The organism is Pseudodesulfovibrio senegalensis (assembly GCF_008830225.1).
GTDB lineage: Bacteria > Desulfobacterota > Desulfovibrionia > Desulfovibrionales > Desulfovibrionaceae > Pseudodesulfovibrio > Pseudodesulfovibrio senegalensis.
Map to the genome: position 1 here is coordinate 83,633 of NZ_WAIE01000007.1, position 17,610 is coordinate 101,242.

Below are 17,610 nucleotides of genomic sequence, written 5' to 3' on the forward strand. Positions count from 1 at the left end.
CCATGAACATAACAGGCAATGAAATCATTCATCAGTATCTGCGGCACAACAAGAAGTTCCCGCATGTCCTCTGTGCCGGATGCGGCCACGGGATTGTGCTTGGCTCTCTGATCCGCAGCGTGCATCAGCTCGGCCTTCCCAAAGACGACGTGGTCATTGTTGCGGGCATCGGCTGTTCCGGCCGTTTGGCCGTGTACGTGGACTTCAACACCGTGCACACCACGCATGGCCGGGCATTGACCTTTGCCACGGGCATCAAGATGGCCAATCCCAAGCTGAACGTCATCTGCATCATGGGGGACGGCGATGCCCTGTCCATTGGCGGCAACCACATGATACATGCGGCCCGTCGCAATATCGGCATTACCGCGCTCATTCTCAACAACAATATATACGGCATGACCGGCGGCCAAAGCTCTCCGGCCACACCGCAGGGTTCCGTTTCCATGACCGCGCCCTTCGGCCAGCTGGAAGAGAGCTTTGACACGGTGCAGCTTGCCTGTGGCGCAGGCGCCAATTTCGTGGCCCGTGGGACGGTTTTTCATGTTCACAAGCTGGAAAAATTGATGGTCAAGGCCATTGAACGTCCCGGTTTCAACATGTTGGAAGTCATCACGCCGTGTCATACGCAGTACGGGCGCAAGAATAAGTACAAGAATCCTGTGGAAATGTACCGCTGGCTCAAATCCAACGCCATGGAACGTGAACGGTTTGAAGCATTGGATGAAGACAAGCGCGGTGACAAGTTTCCCATCGGCGTTTTTGTCGAACGGGACGAGCCCGGCCTCGAGGAGCGTTACCATGAACTCAAGGCCCGGTTTGCGGCAGGGAGGAATGGATAAATGAAAGGTCAGGTTGATCTCGAACGGTTTGAAATTCGTTTTTCCGGCCTCGGCGGACAGGGGATTCTTACGTTGGGCAAGGTAATGGGGGCCGGGCTGTCGCTTGGCCACGGATACAACGTCACCCAGACCCAGAGCTACGGTCCCGAGGCTCGCGGCGGTTCCAGCCGGTGCGATCTTGTGGTCAGTTCGCAGCGCATCAGTTTTCCCAAGGCGGAAAATCTGGATTTGCTGGTTGCTTTGTCCCAGGAGGCCTGCAATGCCTATTATCCGTATCTCAAACCCGGCGGAGTATTGATCATTGAAACGGACATGGTCGCCCAACCGCCGACAAATCAGTATCTGGGCCTGCCGTTCACGGCCATGGCCAAGGACAAAATCGGCATTCCCCAAGCCATGAACACCATTGTTCTCGGCGCGTTGAGTCATTTGTTGCCGTTTGCCATTCCCAGAATCATGCGCAGGAATATGGAGGAAACATTGCCCGAAAAGATTCGAGCAGTGAATGTGAAAGCATTCAATCTGGGAAATCGGGAAGCAAAGAAACGGTTCGGTGATGTGCCTGTGGCGTGGGAAGGAATGGTGGTGGAAGACAAGGGTGCTGAAAAGCGTGCGCCTTCAAAAAAACGAAGCGCCGCCAAAAAATGAGAAGATCGAATAATTGAAACGAAAAGGCCGCCGGGGTGATCCGGCGGCCTTTTTTTTAAGCCTTTTCTCGCGGAGGAGCAGGAACGGGAGGAGGTGAAACCGGGTTGGGATAGCGAGATCCCATAAACGATGAAAAGGCTTTTTTTGCGAAATTTTCCGGTGATTTCGAGGAAATGGAAAGACTGTTTCTGGTCATGCGGCTTTCGCCTCCTTGCTGTTGGGCGACACGGCACCGAGGTTTCCGGCAATTCTTTTGTACAGATGATTGTCCGTTCCTAAAAAATCATCGACGATCTGCAGTGCCAGTTCAAACTGCTTTCTGGCTTTTTCCGTATCGCCTCCCAGAAGGGTGGCAAGGCCGATGTTGTTGCGCACTTTTGCCTCGTTGAGTCTGGTTTTGAAGCAACCGGCGCGAGTCAGCGCCTGTTCCAGAATGAAGAGGGCGTTGGCGTGCTGCCCCTTGGCCAATGCCTTCATTCCTTCCCTGTTCAAAATGCCCAATTCCATTGCCGGTCTCATTTGCAACCCCCTTGTCATGTTGAATGCTGAGATATTGATAATGAGATTCAAGATCAATGTCAACGCGCAAATTCATTTTTTTCGCAAAGGAATCGACAGGGATCAGAACGTGTCCTGTACAGAGGGCTTGAGGCCGATGCCGTGTCGTTTGAGTTGCGGCAGGAGTTCACGCGTGTTGTCGTTTACCGGCAGGGTCCAGCTTTTGCCGGAAACCACGGCATTGTCGTCGAGGCGGATAAGTTTGGCGTGCATGTAGATGACGGTGTCTCCAATGAAATAGGAGCCGATGAGCATGGCCGCGCGGGGTTGTTCTTCCGGCGGCAAGGGTTCGCCGTCAACGGAGGTCGCGTTGTGGTCCAATCCTTGGGCCGGGGGCGGGCCGTCCGTGATGAGCATTTCGTGCTGGGCAAGACGCCCGGCCACCTGATTGGCGACTATGCGGCCGAAATGTGAAGTGTCGTCAGGGTCGACCTCGTTGGTGAAGTTGCGCACATAGATGGGTGAGCCTTCGGGAAGCTCAGACTCCCTGCCCGTGTAATAGTAGAGGCTGTCTGCGGCGTCACAGTTCAAATCGATGATGGGGGTGTTGTTTTCCGTGGCAATGGGGCCGGATTTGGGGTTGGCGTCGAACATGTCGCCAACGCCTTCCTTGGCGGAGTTGAACACCGAACAGCCGCCCGAAGCGAGGGTGGCCGCCAAAAGACAGATCAGCATGGACATGCGCACATTCATGAGATTTCCTGTAGCTGTCGTTGCGTTGCTGGGCAACGGGGGTAATTCCATTGCATATTCAATCGGCTGATCAGTCCAAATTCTTTAGGATTTCCAGAACAAGCCTCGTCATGGCCTTGGAGGAGCGGGCCGCCTGCTCAAGCACTTGTTCATGCGTGACCTCTTCGATGCAGTCCGGAAGATTTTTATTGGTCAGGCAGGAAAGCCCGAGAACTCGCATGCCCATGTGATGGGCGGCAATGGCTTCGGGTACGGTGGACATGCCGATGGCGTCCGCGCCCATGATGCGATACATGCGTGTTTCTGCAGGCGTTTCCAATGTAGGTCCCATCACGCCCATGTATGTTCCTGTCTCAAGGCGCATTCCCTGTTTCAGGGCACATTGCATGGCCAGGGTTCTGAGTTTGACGTCATACACGCAACTCATGTCCGGGAATCTTGGTCCCCACGCATCGTTATTTGTGCCGCGCAACGGGTTCATGCCCACCATGAAATTGATGTGGTCGCTGATAAGCATGGGCGTTCCCACTTCAAAGCCTGGGTTGAGCGCTCCGGCCGCATTGGTCAGGATGATGGTGCGCACCCCGGCCTCGTGGAGCGCCCGCACGCCAAAGGTGACTTCGCGGGGCGAAAAGCCTTCGTACAGGTGAACGCGTCCGTCCATGGCAATGACCGGTGTGCCCTCGATGTGGCCTTGCACAAGGGTTCCTGCATGGCCTTGTACCGTGGAGACCGGAAAGCCGGGAATCTGCGTATAAGGCAGTTTTTCGGGGGCGGCAATGCCGTCCACAAGCCCCCCGAGTCCGCTCCCGGTAACGATGGCTATGGTTCCTGCTTGAATTTTGTCTAACTTTTCCTGTATATAAGACGCAGCATGTTGTACTGATTCGATGTAATTCAATGGATACTCCTTTGGTCGGCTTTCCTTTTGAAGGCTGGCAAATGCTATCAGGAATCATCCGAAGGGATTGTTATTTATGGATATTGCGACATTACTTGGCTTGGTTGTCGGCCTTTCGCTCGTTATCGGCGCGATCATACTCGGTGGCGCGGTTGATGTCTTTATCAACGTGCCCGGCATGATGATCGTCATTGGCGGAACTTTGGCGGCCATTATGGTCGCTTTTCCATTTGAAGAGGTCATACAGGCCTTTGTCGCTGCTTTCAAGATGTTCCAGCAACGCAAGACCAAAGCCCGCGACGTGGTCAATATCATGGTCAAGGTGGCGGAGATCAGTCGCCGGGAGGGTTTGCTGGCTCTGGAAAACGTGCAGACCGAGAACATGGTGCTCAAGAAATCCTGCCAGCTTATTGCGGACAACGCGGATTCGCAGTTGATCCATGCTACGCTGGCCATTGAAATCAACGGGCTGCGCCGCAGACATCAGGTGGCGCAGGACGTTTTCAAGCGCCTTGCCGCCCTGGCCCCTTCGTTCGGGATGATGGGTACTCTTATCGGTCTGGTCCAGATGCTCACCCGTCTGGACGACCCCAAGGCCATCGGTCCGGCCATGGCCGTGGCCCTGCTCACGACGTTTTACGGTTCGGCCATGGCAACGCTCATATTCATTCCCATAGCGGCCAAGCTCAAGGCTCGAACCCTCCAGGAGCAGCTGAATCTCGAAATTATTTTTGAAGGCGCAAAGTCCATACTCGAGAACAACAACCCGAGATTGGTGTACGAAAAGTTGTCGTCATTCCTTTCGCCTTCGGAGCGGGGAGAATAGGCCATGGATGATGATCGAAGCTTGTTTCGGCCTCCGCCGGATGAGGATGAAAACAGCAATGAATGGATGACCACGTTTGCGGATCTTTCCATGCTGTTGCTGGTGTTTTTTGTGTTGTTGTATTCCATGTCCACGCTGGATACGGAAAAATTTTCCAAGACGTTTTCATCGGTGACTCAGGCCCTTTCCGGCAAGATGCAAAAATTGTCCACCAGCCGCATAAGCCGTGACGAGGCCGGTGTCTTGATCGATCAGGCCCTCATGCGGCGGCAGATCGTGGAGTCGCAACGGAAGGTGTTTGCCGAGGTCAAGACCTTGCAGTCCAAGAAGGGCGTAGAGGGATTGGTGAGCGCCAACTTTGAAGATGGCGTCATAACCCTGCGTGTGCCGGGAGACGTGCTTTTCCGGCCTGGCAAGGTCCGGTTGACAGAAGAGGGAAGGCGGGTCATTCTCGTTTTGCGTAATTTTTTCATTCAGCATCCGGACCAACAGATCAAGATTATTGGTTATACGGACGATACCCAGCCCAGTGGGCAAGGCCGGTTCAAGGACAACTGGGAGATTTCGGCCATGCGTGCGGTCAATGTCCTGCGTGATTTGTTGAAGATGGGCATCAAGTCGAATCGGCTGACCGCCACGGGACTGGCCGACATCAATCCGCTGTTTCCCAACACTTCTGATGAGTTCCGGGCCAAGAACAGGCGAGTCGAGTTTGTTCTTGAAAAACGTGTTACTGGCAAGTAGATGTTTTTTCCCCGGATGGCGTTTCGGGGAGGTTGTTTTTCATGAGGACTTTGGGGGAGCAAATGGACTTCAAGATAAGCATTCCCAGCGATGATGAACGGATGCGTCAGGCCTATCGTACCCGGGTACCCGGTTTTCTTGCCTGTTTTGAGAGTCCTGAGGCCAGCTGTCCGGTCAAGGACCTGAGCGCAACCGGGTTTGCCATTGTTGATGACCAGAAGCGGTTTGTTGAAGGTCGCCAGTATGAAGTGCTGCTTAAAATCAAGGATAAGGTTTTTCTTGATGAACTGAAGGTGAAGGCCATGCGCGTCCTGAACAACGGGTTGGTCGGATTCAATTTTCAGGAGCTGGACCGCAGAAAGCAGATCAAGCTCGATAAGTTGGTATTGGAAGTGCAAAAACGGTTGATTGCCTACAAGAAGGCAAAGCGCGAACAGGAAGACGATCAGGCTGAATAGTGAGCGAACGTCATACCATTCTTGTAGCGAATCGTGGCGAGATCGCCATGCGCATCATGCGCGCATGCTGTGAACTCGGCCACGATTTTGTGTGCTTGTACACTGATGTGGACGAGTTTTCCGGACACGTGGCCCTTGCTCGGGAGCTCGGCGGGGACCGGTGTGTGTATCGGGTGTCTTCCTATCTGGATGCCAACGAAATCTTTTCCGTAGCCGATCAGGCCCGCGCCACGGCCGTTCATCCGGGGTATGGTTTTTTTGCCGAGGATTATCGCTTTGCCCGGCGCGTCGTGCGGCGAGACAGGGCCATGTGTTTTATTGGGCCGTCCTGGTGGATTATTCGGGACCTTGGCGACAAGATTAACACCAAACGCATCGCCCGGACCCTTGGCGTGCCGACTATTCCCGGTTCGGACCGGCCCATTTACGACGAGATGGAAGCCGAGTCCATTGCAGGCAATTTGTTCGAGTTTCAGAAGTCGCAAGGGATTCGCGGCGGCATGGTGCTGGTAAAGGCTTCCGCCGGCGGCGGCGGTATGGGCATCGAGGAAGTGCAGGATCCCGACCAGTTTCGATCCGTTTTTCGTCGTGTGCGCAACTATGCCAAGCGGAATTTCAATGACGAAGGCGTGCTCATCGAGCAGCGTGTTTTTGATTTCAACCATCTTGAAGTGCAGATAGTTTCAGAACGAGGCGGCCAGCGGCACGTGCACTTCGGCACGCGCAACTGTTCGGTCCAGAGTTCCGGCAAGCAGAAACGCATTGAAGTGGCTCCGGGGTTTGCCCCGGCGGAAATACCATATGCCTTTGACGCCGAACGGGTGCTTGAGGAGATAACCCATCACTCTCTGGCCATGGCCGGGGAGGTCGGTTACGACAATGTTGGTACGTGGGAGTGGATCGTGACACCCCGGGGTGAGCCGTTTCTCATGGAGGTCAATACCCGTATTCAGGTCGAAAACGGTGTGTCGGCGGCCATTGCCCGTATTGACGGACAGGACCCCGTGAATATCATTTCGGAACAGATTCGGCTGGCCCTTGGGGACCCCATGGGGTACGGCCAGTCCGATGTCTGGCTTTGCGGCGTGGGCATAGAGTACCGTCTTGTGGCGGAAGATCCGGAAAAGGAATTTGCACCCTGCGGTGGCCAAGTCAGCCGCTTCTCGTGGCAGGATGCTCCATGGCTGGAAGTGCACACGCAGGTGCCTCGCGAGCAGGCTTATGAAATTCCCATGGAGTATGATCCCAACCTTGCGTTGGCGATAGTCTGGGGAGAAAGTCTTGAACAGGCACGCGAGCGCGGCAATTTGTTCCTGGATTCGCTGGTTTTGGAAGGCAAGGCATCCGGTGGTGGCTTTCATTCCAATGTGGCATTTCTGCGTGAACGGACACAAGGGCTTCTGGAGTTTTGATGGACAGGGAAAAGCGGCTTGTGGCCCTTCGCAACAGGTTGACCTACATAGAGGACGTTTTCGGCCCTCAGGGCAATGATACGGTGCGGGTAATCAAGGCGCGTGCCGAGGAATTTTTTGAGCGTGTCCCCGGTCTTGCCCGTTCCGATGCCCAACGCGAGTTTCGGCGTATGGAGGAGTTGTTGGCTTTTTCCGAACAAAAATTGGAAAAAGAGCTGACCCCCATGGACCGGGTGCGCATTGTCCGGCATCCCCAGCGGATCTGCCTCAAGGATATTCTGGAAAACGTTTACGATAATTACAGCGAGATTGGCGGGCAGGGGGAGTACAACATTGATCCGAGCATGCTGATTGCCCGGGCCATCATTTCCCGGCGTGTCGGCCGCAAGGTCGTGAATCAGCCGGTCATGGTCATTGGTCAGGAAAAGGGGCACGGCGAGGAGTTTCGCAACGGCGGGTCAGTCAAGCCCTGGGGTAACGCCAAGGCCCTGCATTACATGAAGGTCGCTGAGACCGAAAACATTCCCATCCATACCTATGTGTTTACGCCCGGTTCCTATCCTGTGGAGGATTACCCCGGTGCGGCCCAGCAGATTGCCCGCAATCTTTATGAAATGAGCGCTTTGCGCGTTCCGGTGGTGGCCGTGTTTTCCGAAGGCGGCTCGGGCGGTGCCGAGGCCGTGGGGCTGGCCGACCGTCGAATCATGCTTTCACACGGCTATTATTCGGTTATTTCCCCGGAAGGGGCTGCTGCTATTGAGGGACGGCTGCGCGGCGGAAAACGGGCAGACCCGAAACTGGTGGACAAGTGTGCCCGGCAACTGGCCATAACCGCACGGGACAACGTGCAGAACGGTTATGTGGACCGAGTGGTGCAGGAGCCGCCGCTTGGAGCGCGTCCCGGGCATTTTGATTTTTTCAAGACCTTGCGGAGCGAGGTCATTCAGGCCACCAACGAGGTCGTATCCGGCGTGAAGTCCATGAAACTTTTTCGGGCCATGGCTCTGAGTAGCCGGACTCGCCGCAAGGCCTCCCTTGATCCGGAAAGTATCTATGTTCGCTGGGACCTGAGCAACGCGGCCCGTGAAAGGCTTTTGTGCAAGCGATACCAACGATTCCGTGACATGAGTCACCACGCATACCGGGACAACCGTTCTTTTGCGGACAGGATTCGGTCCGGAATTGAGCCGCTGTGCTGGTCCCTGCATTCCTTTGTGAGTTACGGACTTGCCAAGACCATGCGCAAGCGTGTGCAGGACTTGGCCGAAGAGGTGAGCGCCGAGGCCTTTTTGATCAGCGAACGAGTGGTGCGGCCTGCCCGGAAGGCCATTGTTCGTTTCAGCGGGAACAGGCAACCCCGCGAGGTTGCCCAGCAAAAGGCACGGGAAGCGCTGACCCGGCTTTCGTGCCCGGAAGAAGGGGCCTGCATAAACGATGATTCATGGGTATGGGTGAGCGACCGGGCCCGGGAAGATAGGGCTGTTTCCTGTCCCAATGCCCGATCCCATGGCTGCCCCGACCTTTGGGCACCGGATCTTTTTTCCGAGTTTGCGGGTGTGTGTCCAAGCTGCGGCCATCATTTTCCCATGGAATACGAATGGTATTTTTACAATGTTTTCAATTATGCCGAGGCCCAGGAATTTAACGCCGACATTGAAAGCGGCAACCCGCTGAATTATGAAGGTTTTGACGTTAAGGTCGAGCAGGCCAGAAAGCGAACCGGGCGCAAGAGTGCCTGCGTTACTTTCGAGACCGCCATTGATGATGTGCAGGTGGTGGTTGCCAGCCTGATTGCGCCGTTTCGCGGCGGAACCGTGGGGGCGGCCGAAGGTGAAAAATTCATCCTGGCAGCTGAACGGGCACGCAAGAAGCATTTTCCGTTTATTGCCTATGTCCATGGAACCGCTGGAATTCGTATACAGGAAGGCGTGAACGGTGTGATTCAGATGCCCCGATGCACATTGGCGGTTCGCCGTTACATTGATGCCGGGGGGCTGTATCTCGTGGTGTATGACACCAATTCCTACGCCGGGCCAGTGGCCAGTTTTCTCGGTTGTTCGCCGTATCAGTTTGCCGTACGTTCCTCCAACATTGGTTTTGCCGGTCCCGGCGTGATCGAGGAAACTACGGGAATGGCTGTGCCGCCCAATTATCATAAGGCATATCAAGCTCTTTCGCGCGGACATATTCACGGTATATGGGACAGGCGTGAGGTCAGAAAAAACCTGCACCGCGCACTCTTGACCGTTGGTGGTCGAAACCTCTATTATCGCTAACTGTCCAACGGCATTCTTACAATAACGCATCAGGGGAATATCATTGCTTAACATCAAGGAATTACTTGAAGATATAAAATCAAATCCGTACAAGGAAATCATTGTTCGTGCGCCGCATACCGGCACGGTCGAATTTGCCGGGATAAAACCCGGTGATACGGTTCGCGGCTGTTCCGGAACCTGGGGCGAGAAGCCCGGAACCTTGTTGGCCCATCTCACTCGGGAGAAGAACAAGAAGCCGATTTGCGCACCGGAAAAAGGCGAAATCGTCAATGTGCGCAATGAACTTGAGGGTTCGTTTGTGGAGGCTGGCGAGGAATTGTTGACATTTCGGCATTTCCTTACGCGCAAGGAAGTTATCGAACTGATCCTCAAAAAGGCGCTGTTCTTGTTTCGGGCACCCGAACGGGCCAAGTATTACTTCATTCCCGAAGTTGATCAGAAGCTCAAGGTTTCGGGAAAACGTTCGGTCAAGGTTGCCGATGGTATGGATATGCTGATTGTTTCCCGCATGAAGCGGGAAACGCCTTTGGCCTATAGCGGGCCGGAAGGACTTATTTATTCCGTGTATTTTCATCGCGGAGACAATGTTGATGAAGGTGAACCCCTTATCGGCGTTTGTCCCGAAGATCAGCTCTCCGCCATTCAGGATGTGGTAGCCCGCGTTCAGAGTGAGTGGGAAGAGGACGAGTAATCGACATGGGCAGAATAATCCAGATACGAGTAAGTGCCTCCACGCCCGATGAGAAGGACGTGGAACGGGAATGGCCCGTACTGGATAAGCTCGTTTGGACCCGGGGAGAATTCATGAACCCGGTTCGCGGTGCTGCGGAATTGGCGCAGGCCGCGTATACTGCCGTCGTCGCAGGACTTATCGACAAAAAGCAGGCTGAAGCGTTGGGAGAAAAGGCCCGGGAGGGCGAATCGCTTCGGCGGCGCATGGAATCTGCCCTTGCTGCAAGGAATGCCGCAGAGGCGGACAGCTTGAGCTATCAGCTCGAGGATGCGCTTGATGAAATGGAAACTATCGCGAAGGGATTCTGATCGCACAAGCGGTTTGTTATTCGCGCAGGAGGAAACGATATGGCTGGAAGTATGAACAAGGTCATTTTGGTTGGAAGAATCGGACAGGATCCCAAGCTTTCCTACACCGGTTCCGGACAGGCGGTTACGAATTTCAGCGTGGCCACTGATGAAGGATATCGCGACAAGAATACGGGTCAGCGCGTGGAACGCACCGAATGGCACCGTGTCGTGGCATGGCGGCAGACTGCGGAGTTTGTCGGCAACTACATGGGCAAGGGACGTCTGATTCTGGTCGAGGGCAAGTTGCAGACCAGGAAATGGCAGGACCAGAATGGCCAGGATCGTTACACCACGGAAATCGTGGCCGACCGCGTGCAGGGCTTGGACCGTGCCCCTGATGGAGCCGGAGCGCAGCAGGGCGGCTACCAGCAGCAACAGGGTGGCTACCAGCAGCAACAAGGCGGCTACCAGCAACAGGGTGGCCAGCCACAGCAGGGTGGTCAGCCGCAACAGAATGGACAGCCGCAGCAGCAGGAAGAGGATCTTGGTCCGGCATTCCCGTCCGAAGCCAGCGGCATGGACGACGTGCCGTTCTGATGAGTTGTGTGTAGTGACTGTCCAGTTGGAGAGATGGTAATGAGCCTTTAATCCTTAACTGGCAAGACTTACGATGAGTAGAGAGGATGGTTCGCCATCCTCTTTTTTTGCCATTCTGTTTTGTGGTGGAGAGTGCCTGTTGGAGCCTGCCGGGGCAGCTGCTTTATTGCCCCCGCCGGGAGCGGACCACATTTTCCACGGCCATGACCAGTGAATCCATGTCCACCGGTTTTGCCAGGTAATCGTCGGCGCCGCATTCAAGTATTTTTTCCCTGTCGCCACGCATGGCGTGGGCCGTCAGCGCCACTACCGGAATGTCCGGGTCTATGCCGTTGGTTCCGTTGCGAATGGCGCGTGTCGTGTCCAATCCGTTCATGGACGGCATCTGGATGTCCATGACCACGCAGTCAAAATGGTTGGCGGCCAGTTGTTCGAGCACTTCGTACCCGTCCTGTACTGCGGTTACCGTATGCCCTGCCTTTTCAAGGAATTTTCCGGACGACAGTCGGTTGATGGCATTGTCGTCGGCCAGCAGGACGGAAAAATGGTGTGAGCCCTGATTGCCGGGGCTGACCCGAAGTGTCTGGATTGTCTTGCTGCCCGGTTCTACAGCAATGACAAAGGTGACTGTTGTGCCTTTTCCCGGAGAGCTTTCAAGGGATATCGTGCCGTCCAGTAGGGCTATCAGCCGTTTCACGATATTCAGGCCAAGGCCTGTGCCGGCCATGCGTTGCTCTGTTGGCTGGATACCCTGTGTGAACGGCTCAAAGATGGATTGCTGCACATGCTCCGGAATGCCGATCCCCGTGTCGGTTATCTTGAAACGCAAGCCTTCCTTGGGCGTGTCCCCCAATGGTCGAACTGGTAATACTTCAATGGTCACATGTCCCTTGCGAGTGAATTTAACGGCATTGCCAACGAGGTTGTAGAGTATCTGGCGAATTTTTCCCTCGTCTCCCACGATCCATTCCGGGACGCCCACATTCATGTTCCAGCTCAGTTGCACATCGGCCCCGGCGAGCTGTTCGTTGAAAAGGGCTGTTGTCGAGGCGAGCATTGAAGGGAGATGGAAGTTGTGCGTGTCGATTTCCATGTGCCCGGCTTCGATTTTCGAAAGATCGAGAATGTCGTTGATGATTTGCAACAGGCTGCGTCCTGCACTGAGCGCGTTACGGATGTACTCCCGTTGATCGGCACGGGGCTCGGAGCAGTCCAGCAGTTGCAGCATGGAAAGAACGCCGTTGAGCGGCGTGCGGATTTCATGGCTCATGTTGGCCAGAAATTGCGATTTGACGTTGTTGGCCTGCTCGGCAATGTTCTTTGTGTGTCGCAGTTCCTGCTCTGTCTTGTTTTTGAGCAGCCCTGCACCGATGATGGAAGCGGCGGCTTGCAGTGCGTCCAGTTCCGCGTGCGTCCACTGGCGTTCTTTTCGACATTCGTCAAAGCCGATAAACCCCCACCAGAGATTTCCTGCGTAAATGGGAAAGGCCACAATGGACTTGATGCCCTGCGAGCCGAGGGCGTGCCGCTCTTTTTCGGGCATGTCCTGTACATGCCCGGCGATGTATTCGTGGTTGAGGAACGCTTGCTTCCAGCGTGCGGCGCCAGCTTTTTCGTAGCTGACCGCTTGCAGGGATTCGTTGTCGATTTCGCTTTTGGTGTCCGAGGCAACCCATTCATGTCTGTAGTTCATGAGCGTGGTCCCGTCCGGAGCCGTGGAGTTTTTGAAAATGTATACACGGCTCACATCGGTTCCTTTGCCCAGCTTTTGGAGCAGAGTTGCCGTGTGTCTATGCAGGTCGCTGCCTTCAAGGAAACGTTCGGAAGCCCAACTCACGGCCCGGAGGATGGCCTCGCGATGGCGGATGGCGTTTTCGCTTTGTTTGCGTTCGGTGATGTCCGTGGCGATTTCCAGTCTGGCCAGCCGACCGTCCGGCCAGTATATTGCGCGGTCCCTTATGAGGTACCACCGCTGGTTTCCCGTGTTCTGGAATTCCCATGTATGCACCCCGTTGGGTTCACCATTTTCGTCGAGCAGCTTGTCGTTGGTGCAGAATGGGCATGGACCGGTTTGTTCTTTTTGCATGACGGTCCAGCATTTGCGGCCAATGATGCTCTGGTCGCCGTCAATGTCGTCCAGTGCCTTGGTGTTCAGGAAAAGGATTTCGTGGGTATGGATGTCGGCGGCATAAACCACGGCGTCCAGACTGTTGAGTATGGTGAAAAGGCGTTGCCTTTCCATTTCTGCTGCAGCCTTGTCTGTTGCCGTGTTTTTGCGTTGTGCCATGTATTTCTATGCCTTGTCGGTAGTGCGGGAATGAAGCAAGGATAGCCACCCGGGAGGAGGTGTATATTATTAACTGTTTTTTCGTGAAGAGGGGGTGAAGAAACAGTTGTACGTCCATGCCAGCAGCACGGCGAACAGGGCGGCTCCAATGCCGAGGGCTGCATTGTAGTACGGTGGTGCGGTCAGAGCCAGGCGGATGAGAAGCGTGGCCAAGGCAAAGCCTGAGTTGCGGAATACTGCATTGAATGCGGGGAGATAGCGTTGAGCTATGAGCACAAGCAGGATGTCGCTGAAAATGAGGATGGTATAAAAGGCCTGAAAGAAATCGAAGTCATGGTGTCCATTGAGGGTCTGCCATATGCTCAAGGCGCCCATGCCGAAGAAGGCAACCAACAAAAGCAGCGCCACTATTTTTTTGGCGGCCACGAATTTGAACAGTATCAGTCCCTTGGTGTTTTCTTCGTCAGCATCGCGCCGGATGCGCATATACAGGCCCAGCAAGGCAAAGATGATCAGTGCTGCCGTGCCGTCGGAAACGATGTGGAAGAGCGCCTGTTCCTGACCCGTGATCCGGATGGGCTCCGGGAAATTCACGAGTTCCTTGAACGAGCTGCGCACCATGATCAGGGCAAGTATCTCGAACTGTTTGCCCACGGCCTTGGATATGGAGCAGGGCAGGGTGAATATGAGGCTTACGACCTCCAGCACAAGCACCAGAGTGAATGCAAGGTTGATGGCCATATAGTGGCTTGTGGGCGTCATGGCGGCCAGTTGTGAAGGCAGCAGGCCCTGGCGGTTCATTTCGATAGTCGCCATGGCTCCGAGGAAAAAAAGCACCAGCATGCCCGCGACCTTGCGTTGCGTGGCATCGCTTTCCCACCAGTGGTGCAATGGATCGAACAGGTATGTGGCCCCCCTGTACATGGCGTACATGGGGCCGCATTTTCCGTCATGCTGGCATGTCGGCCGTGTCATTTATACCTCAAAGAGCATCTCCAGATCATCGCGCGTCAGACTCTTGAGCGCCGACTGACCGGGGATGATTGCTTCGGCAACGTCTTTTTTCTGTTCCTGAAGTTTGAGGATTTTTTCTTCCACGGTGTTTTGGCAGATCATTTTGTAGGCAAAAACCTGCCGTTTTTGTCCGATGCGGTGGGTCCGGTCTGTTGCCTGATTTTCCACTGCCGGGTTCCACCACGGATCGTAATGGATGACGTAGTCGGCTGAAGTCAGGTTGAGGCCGGTTCCGCCTGCCTTGAGCGAGATGAGGAACATGGGGATATCCGGCGAATCGTTGAAGCGGTCTACCTGCTCAAAACGGTCCTTGGACGAGCCGTCAAGATAGCAGAAAGGCATGTCTTTTATCTGTGCCCATGAACGAATGATTTTGAGCATGGATACGAACTGCGAAAAAACGAGCACCTTGTGCCCGCCTTCGATGATGTCGGTCACCAGATCCTTGAACGCATCGAACTTGCCCGAAGGAAGGTTGGTTTCGACCCCCGGGATGTCCAGCTTGAGCAGTCGCGGATGGCAACATATCTGGCGCAACTTGAGCAGGGCGTCCAGAATGGACATCTGGCTTTTGGCCAGTCCTTTTTCGTCTACATCCTTGAGCACTTGATCTTTGAGTCGCTTGGCAAGGGCGGTATAGAGTTCGCGCTGCTCGTCGATGAGTTCGCAATAGTGGGTTGTTTCGATCTTGGGCGGCAGGTCCTTGGCAACTTCGGCCTTGGTACGGCGTAGGATAAACGGTTTGACCCGCGAACGCAGGAAGTCGAGGGTTTCCTCGTCTCCGTCCTTGATGGGTTTGACGATGCCGCGTTGAAACGAGTGCTGTGATCCCAGAAAGCCGGGCATGAGGAATTCGAACAGGGACCAGAGTTCGAAAAGGTTGTTTTCAATGGGCGTGCCCGAAAGACAGAGCTTCATGTCCGAATCCAGCTTGCGGACCGAGCGGGCCGTGATGGTGTTCGGGTTTTTGATGTTCTGGGCCTCATCAAGGATGATGCTGCCATACCTGTATTTCAGTAATTCATCCAGATCGCGCCTGAGGAGGGCGTAGGTGGTGATGATCAGGTCCGAATCCTTGATGTGCTGGAACAGGTCTTCGCGCTTGGCACCGTAAATGGTCAGGCGTTTGAGGTCGGGAACGAATTTCTGGGCTTCCCGTTCCCAGTTGGGCAAAACCGACGTCGGCACGATGATCAGGTTCGGGTACTGCATGTTGCGCTCTTTGAGCGACTGGATGAACGACAGGGTCTGGATGGTTTTTCCCAGTCCCATTTCATCGGCAAGGATGCCGCCGAACCCGTATTCACGCAGAAAGTTGAGGTAACTGAGTCCCTGAACCTGATAGGGCCGGAGTGTGGCGTTGAGGTCCTTGGGGGGGGCGATTTCCTGAATTTCCTGGAAATTATGTATTTTCTCGCGCAACTGTACGAAGAATTCATCGGTCTGGGCGTGCGGAATATCATCCAGAATCTTGTCCAGAACCGGAGCTTCGAATTGCTGGAAGGTCTGTTGCGGCGGCTTGTCCGGGTCATAGCCCAGCGCCTTGAGCTTGTAACCGATGCGTTTGAGCCAGCTTTCCGGTAGGCTGGTATAGGAGCCGTCCTTGAGCTGCACGTAGCGTTTGCCGCTGGTCCAGGCCTTCCATATCTTGTCGATGGGAACGCGCTGGTCTTCGTATTCAACGGCCAGATCAAGGGTGAACCACTTGTTTTCCTCGTCCGATTCCACTTCGGCGACGATTTCCGGCTTGGAGTTTCGGACCTTGTAGCGGGTCAGGTTCTTTTCGCCGAACACTCGGTAAGCCTCGACCAGCATGGGGTAGTAGTCCAACAGGAAATTGATGGCTTCTTCCTGTTCCATGAACCAGATATGGTTGCTCCGGGGCTGGAATCCCATGTCTGCCAACTCGGCGAGCAACATGGCTTCTTCCTGCTGTTCGCGCAGGATCAGGAAACTTTTGCCTTCATAGTGGTAGCTTCCGGTCTGCAGGTCCGGGTTGGGGCCTGGCAGCGAGAATTCGCCGTGTTCGTTTTCATAGATGTTCTGAACCTTGAGGGTCAGCAGGCTGCCTTCCTCGTCCAGATACAGCTTGGGGTTGTATTTGGCCGACTGGAAGATGGGACCGACACGCTCGATGAAATCTTCCTGTCCATGGAGGTCGGATTGCGGAATCTTGGTCCAGACACGGTCGAGAAACTCGGAGATGTCCGAGTGGGGGATGATGGGCTGCTGCTCCACCATCTCCTGAATGAGCTGCGGATCAAGACCTGTCTGCACCGGATAGAATCCCTGCTTGCGGTATACCCAGAGCGGGAGCCTGCCGTAAAAGAAAACTTCGTCTTCGGCTGTGATGGGGAACGGCAGTTTGTCTTCGCGGGCCAGCATGATATCGAAATTCAGGCCGTCTTCCGAAAGATGCGGCGAGAGTTTGAGCTGCATGGTTTTGTTTTCCACGCGCACGGGCTGGTCGGTTTCTCGCAGGTAGAGATAGTATTCGTTTTTGATGGCCCGAAAAAACCAGGAATGGAGACCAGCCGGTATTTCCACGCGGTGCCCCCAATAATCGAGGTAGTAGCCGATCATTTCCGCCACGCGCGGCAGGGAAGGGGACGTTTCGCACCAGTCCGGGTTTTCCGTGATCTGATGCAGGGTGACCTCGTTTTGCACCTGCGAAATGCCGGACTTGTTCTGGCGTGCGCGGAAAAAAGCTACCTGCAGGCGTCCCGGTTCAGGGTAGAGCCGGTAGATCAGGTAGTGCTTGCCTGCTTCGGGTTCCAGTTCCGTGGCGAAAAAGGGGCGAAAGGTCTGGTGCCAGTCCGTGCGTGGGGTGGGAACCGATTCTCCGGAGTCGTCGTCAAGGGATTTGAGTAGCTTGACGGCCGTGGCTGCAATGTGGCGGCATACGCCGGAAAAGGAATCCGGGCAGTTGCAGTAGTAGTTTATTGTGTTGTCGCCGAGGTTTATACCAACTTCCGAGGCGTAGTTCTGAAAGTCGTCGCCCTCGACCTGCCCTTCGATGTCCCAGTACTGTTCGCGTTTTTTCAGGTCCATTTTGCGAACGTTACCCATGGCAACGATATTTTGCCCCATTTCCAGAATGTAGTCGGGGATGGTATCGTTGACAAAGTCCTGAAGTATTTTTTTGACAACCGCTTCTTCGCCGTTCGTCATGTTGTAGTGAGCTCCTTGTATCATCAAATCCGCACCAAGGTGGCCTGGTTCAGGGCTATGGCGGGGGCGGAAAATCTATGTAATACTTGGGACTGCGGCACGGAACAGGGCGTGAAGAAACACGTGTTGGCATGCGCCCCCCAAGAACTAATTGTAT

The 17,610-nt window shown here is 54.8% G+C and carries 16 protein-coding genes; 10 read left to right on the forward strand and 6 right to left on the reverse strand.

Annotated elements, in window-relative coordinates; genetic code table 11:
- Nucleotides 1-2 precede the first annotated feature (2 nt).
- Entirely contained in the window at nt 3-842 is an 840-nt protein-coding gene (locus tag F8A88_RS13790) for a 2-oxoacid:ferredoxin oxidoreductase subunit beta (RefSeq protein WP_151151757.1), read from the forward strand.
- Nucleotides 843-1,490 (forward strand): 2-oxoacid:acceptor oxidoreductase family protein, encoded by a 648-nt coding sequence (locus F8A88_RS13795; RefSeq protein WP_151151758.1) that lies wholly within the window; start codon nt 843-845, stop codon nt 1,488-1,490.
- Between the two features lie 192 nt (nt 1,491-1,682).
- On the opposite strand, the gene F8A88_RS13800 is transcribed toward F8A88_RS13795, so the two are convergent.
- From F8A88_RS13800 to F8A88_RS13810, 3 genes are all read right to left on the reverse strand, one after another.
- The gene (locus tag F8A88_RS13800) at nt 1,683-1,967 is read right to left on the reverse strand and encodes a tetratricopeptide repeat protein (protein WP_161598430.1); all 285 of its coding nucleotides are present in this window, start codon (nt 1,965-1,967) and stop codon (nt 1,683-1,685) included.
- Between the two features lie 144 nt (nt 1,968-2,111).
- The gene (locus F8A88_RS13805; protein WP_151151760.1) at nt 2,112-2,741 is read right to left on the reverse strand and encodes a hypothetical protein; all 630 of its coding nucleotides are present in this window, start codon (nt 2,739-2,741) and stop codon (nt 2,112-2,114) included.
- Nucleotides 2,742-2,811: 70 nt separating this feature from the next.
- Nucleotides 2,812-3,642 (reverse strand): purine-nucleoside phosphorylase, encoded by an 831-nt coding sequence (locus F8A88_RS13810; protein ID WP_151151761.1) that lies wholly within the window; start codon nt 3,640-3,642, stop codon nt 2,812-2,814.
- Between the two features lie 76 nt (nt 3,643-3,718).
- Here F8A88_RS13810 and F8A88_RS13815 point away from each other — a divergent pair, with 76 nt between their 5' ends.
- The 8 genes from F8A88_RS13815 to F8A88_RS13850 all read left to right on the forward strand — a co-directional run bounded on the left by F8A88_RS13815 (nt 3,719) and on the right by F8A88_RS13850 (nt 10,981).
- Complete coding sequence (locus F8A88_RS13815; protein ID WP_151151762.1) at nt 3,719-4,468, forward strand: motility protein A; 750 nt, start codon at nt 3,719-3,721, stop codon at nt 4,466-4,468.
- 3 nt (nt 4,469-4,471) lie between these two features.
- A complete protein-coding gene (locus tag F8A88_RS13820; protein WP_151151763.1) occupies nt 4,472-5,212 on the forward strand; it encodes a flagellar motor protein MotB in 741 nt (246 codons plus the stop codon).
- 62 nt (nt 5,213-5,274) lie between these two features.
- Entirely contained in the window at nt 5,275-5,670 is a 396-nt protein-coding gene (locus tag F8A88_RS13825; RefSeq protein ID WP_151151764.1) for a PilZ domain-containing protein, read from the forward strand.
- The gene (locus F8A88_RS13830; RefSeq protein WP_151151765.1) at nt 5,667-7,082 is read left to right on the forward strand and encodes a biotin carboxylase N-terminal domain-containing protein; all 1,416 of its coding nucleotides are present in this window, start codon (nt 5,667-5,669) and stop codon (nt 7,080-7,082) included. Before F8A88_RS13825 ends, F8A88_RS13830 begins: the two co-directional genes overlap by 4 nt.
- Entirely contained in the window at nt 7,082-9,358 is a 2,277-nt protein-coding gene (locus F8A88_RS13835; protein ID WP_151151766.1) for an acetyl-CoA carboxylase carboxyl transferase subunit alpha/beta, read from the forward strand. Before F8A88_RS13830 ends, F8A88_RS13835 begins: the two co-directional genes overlap by 1 nt.
- A gap of 43 nt (nt 9,359-9,401) precedes the next feature.
- The gene (locus tag F8A88_RS13840) at nt 9,402-10,052 is read left to right on the forward strand and encodes a biotin attachment protein (protein WP_151151767.1); all 651 of its coding nucleotides are present in this window, start codon (nt 9,402-9,404) and stop codon (nt 10,050-10,052) included.
- Between the two features lie 5 nt (nt 10,053-10,057).
- Entirely contained in the window at nt 10,058-10,402 is a 345-nt protein-coding gene (locus F8A88_RS13845; protein ID WP_151151768.1) for a hypothetical protein, read from the forward strand.
- Between the two features lie 39 nt (nt 10,403-10,441).
- On the forward strand, nt 10,442-10,981 hold the full coding sequence (locus F8A88_RS13850) for a single-stranded DNA-binding protein (RefSeq protein ID WP_151151769.1): 540 nt from the start codon (nt 10,442-10,444) through the stop codon (nt 10,979-10,981).
- A 163-nt stretch (nt 10,982-11,144) separates the two neighbouring features.
- On the opposite strand, the gene F8A88_RS13855 is transcribed toward F8A88_RS13850, so the two are convergent.
- The 3 genes from F8A88_RS13855 to F8A88_RS13865 all read right to left on the reverse strand — a co-directional run bounded on the left by F8A88_RS13855 (nt 11,145) and on the right by F8A88_RS13865 (nt 17,453).
- The gene (locus F8A88_RS13855; protein ID WP_151151770.1) at nt 11,145-13,268 is read right to left on the reverse strand and encodes an ATP-binding protein; all 2,124 of its coding nucleotides are present in this window, start codon (nt 13,266-13,268) and stop codon (nt 11,145-11,147) included.
- A gap of 69 nt (nt 13,269-13,337) precedes the next feature.
- Nucleotides 13,338-14,243, reverse strand: a complete 906-nt coding sequence (locus tag F8A88_RS13860) for a hypothetical protein (RefSeq protein WP_241667466.1) — start codon at nt 14,241-14,243, stop codon at nt 13,338-13,340.
- Complete coding sequence (locus F8A88_RS13865; RefSeq protein WP_151151771.1) at nt 14,244-17,453, reverse strand: DEAD/DEAH box helicase; 3,210 nt, start codon at nt 17,451-17,453, stop codon at nt 14,244-14,246.
- Nucleotides 17,454-17,610 lie beyond the last annotated feature (157 nt).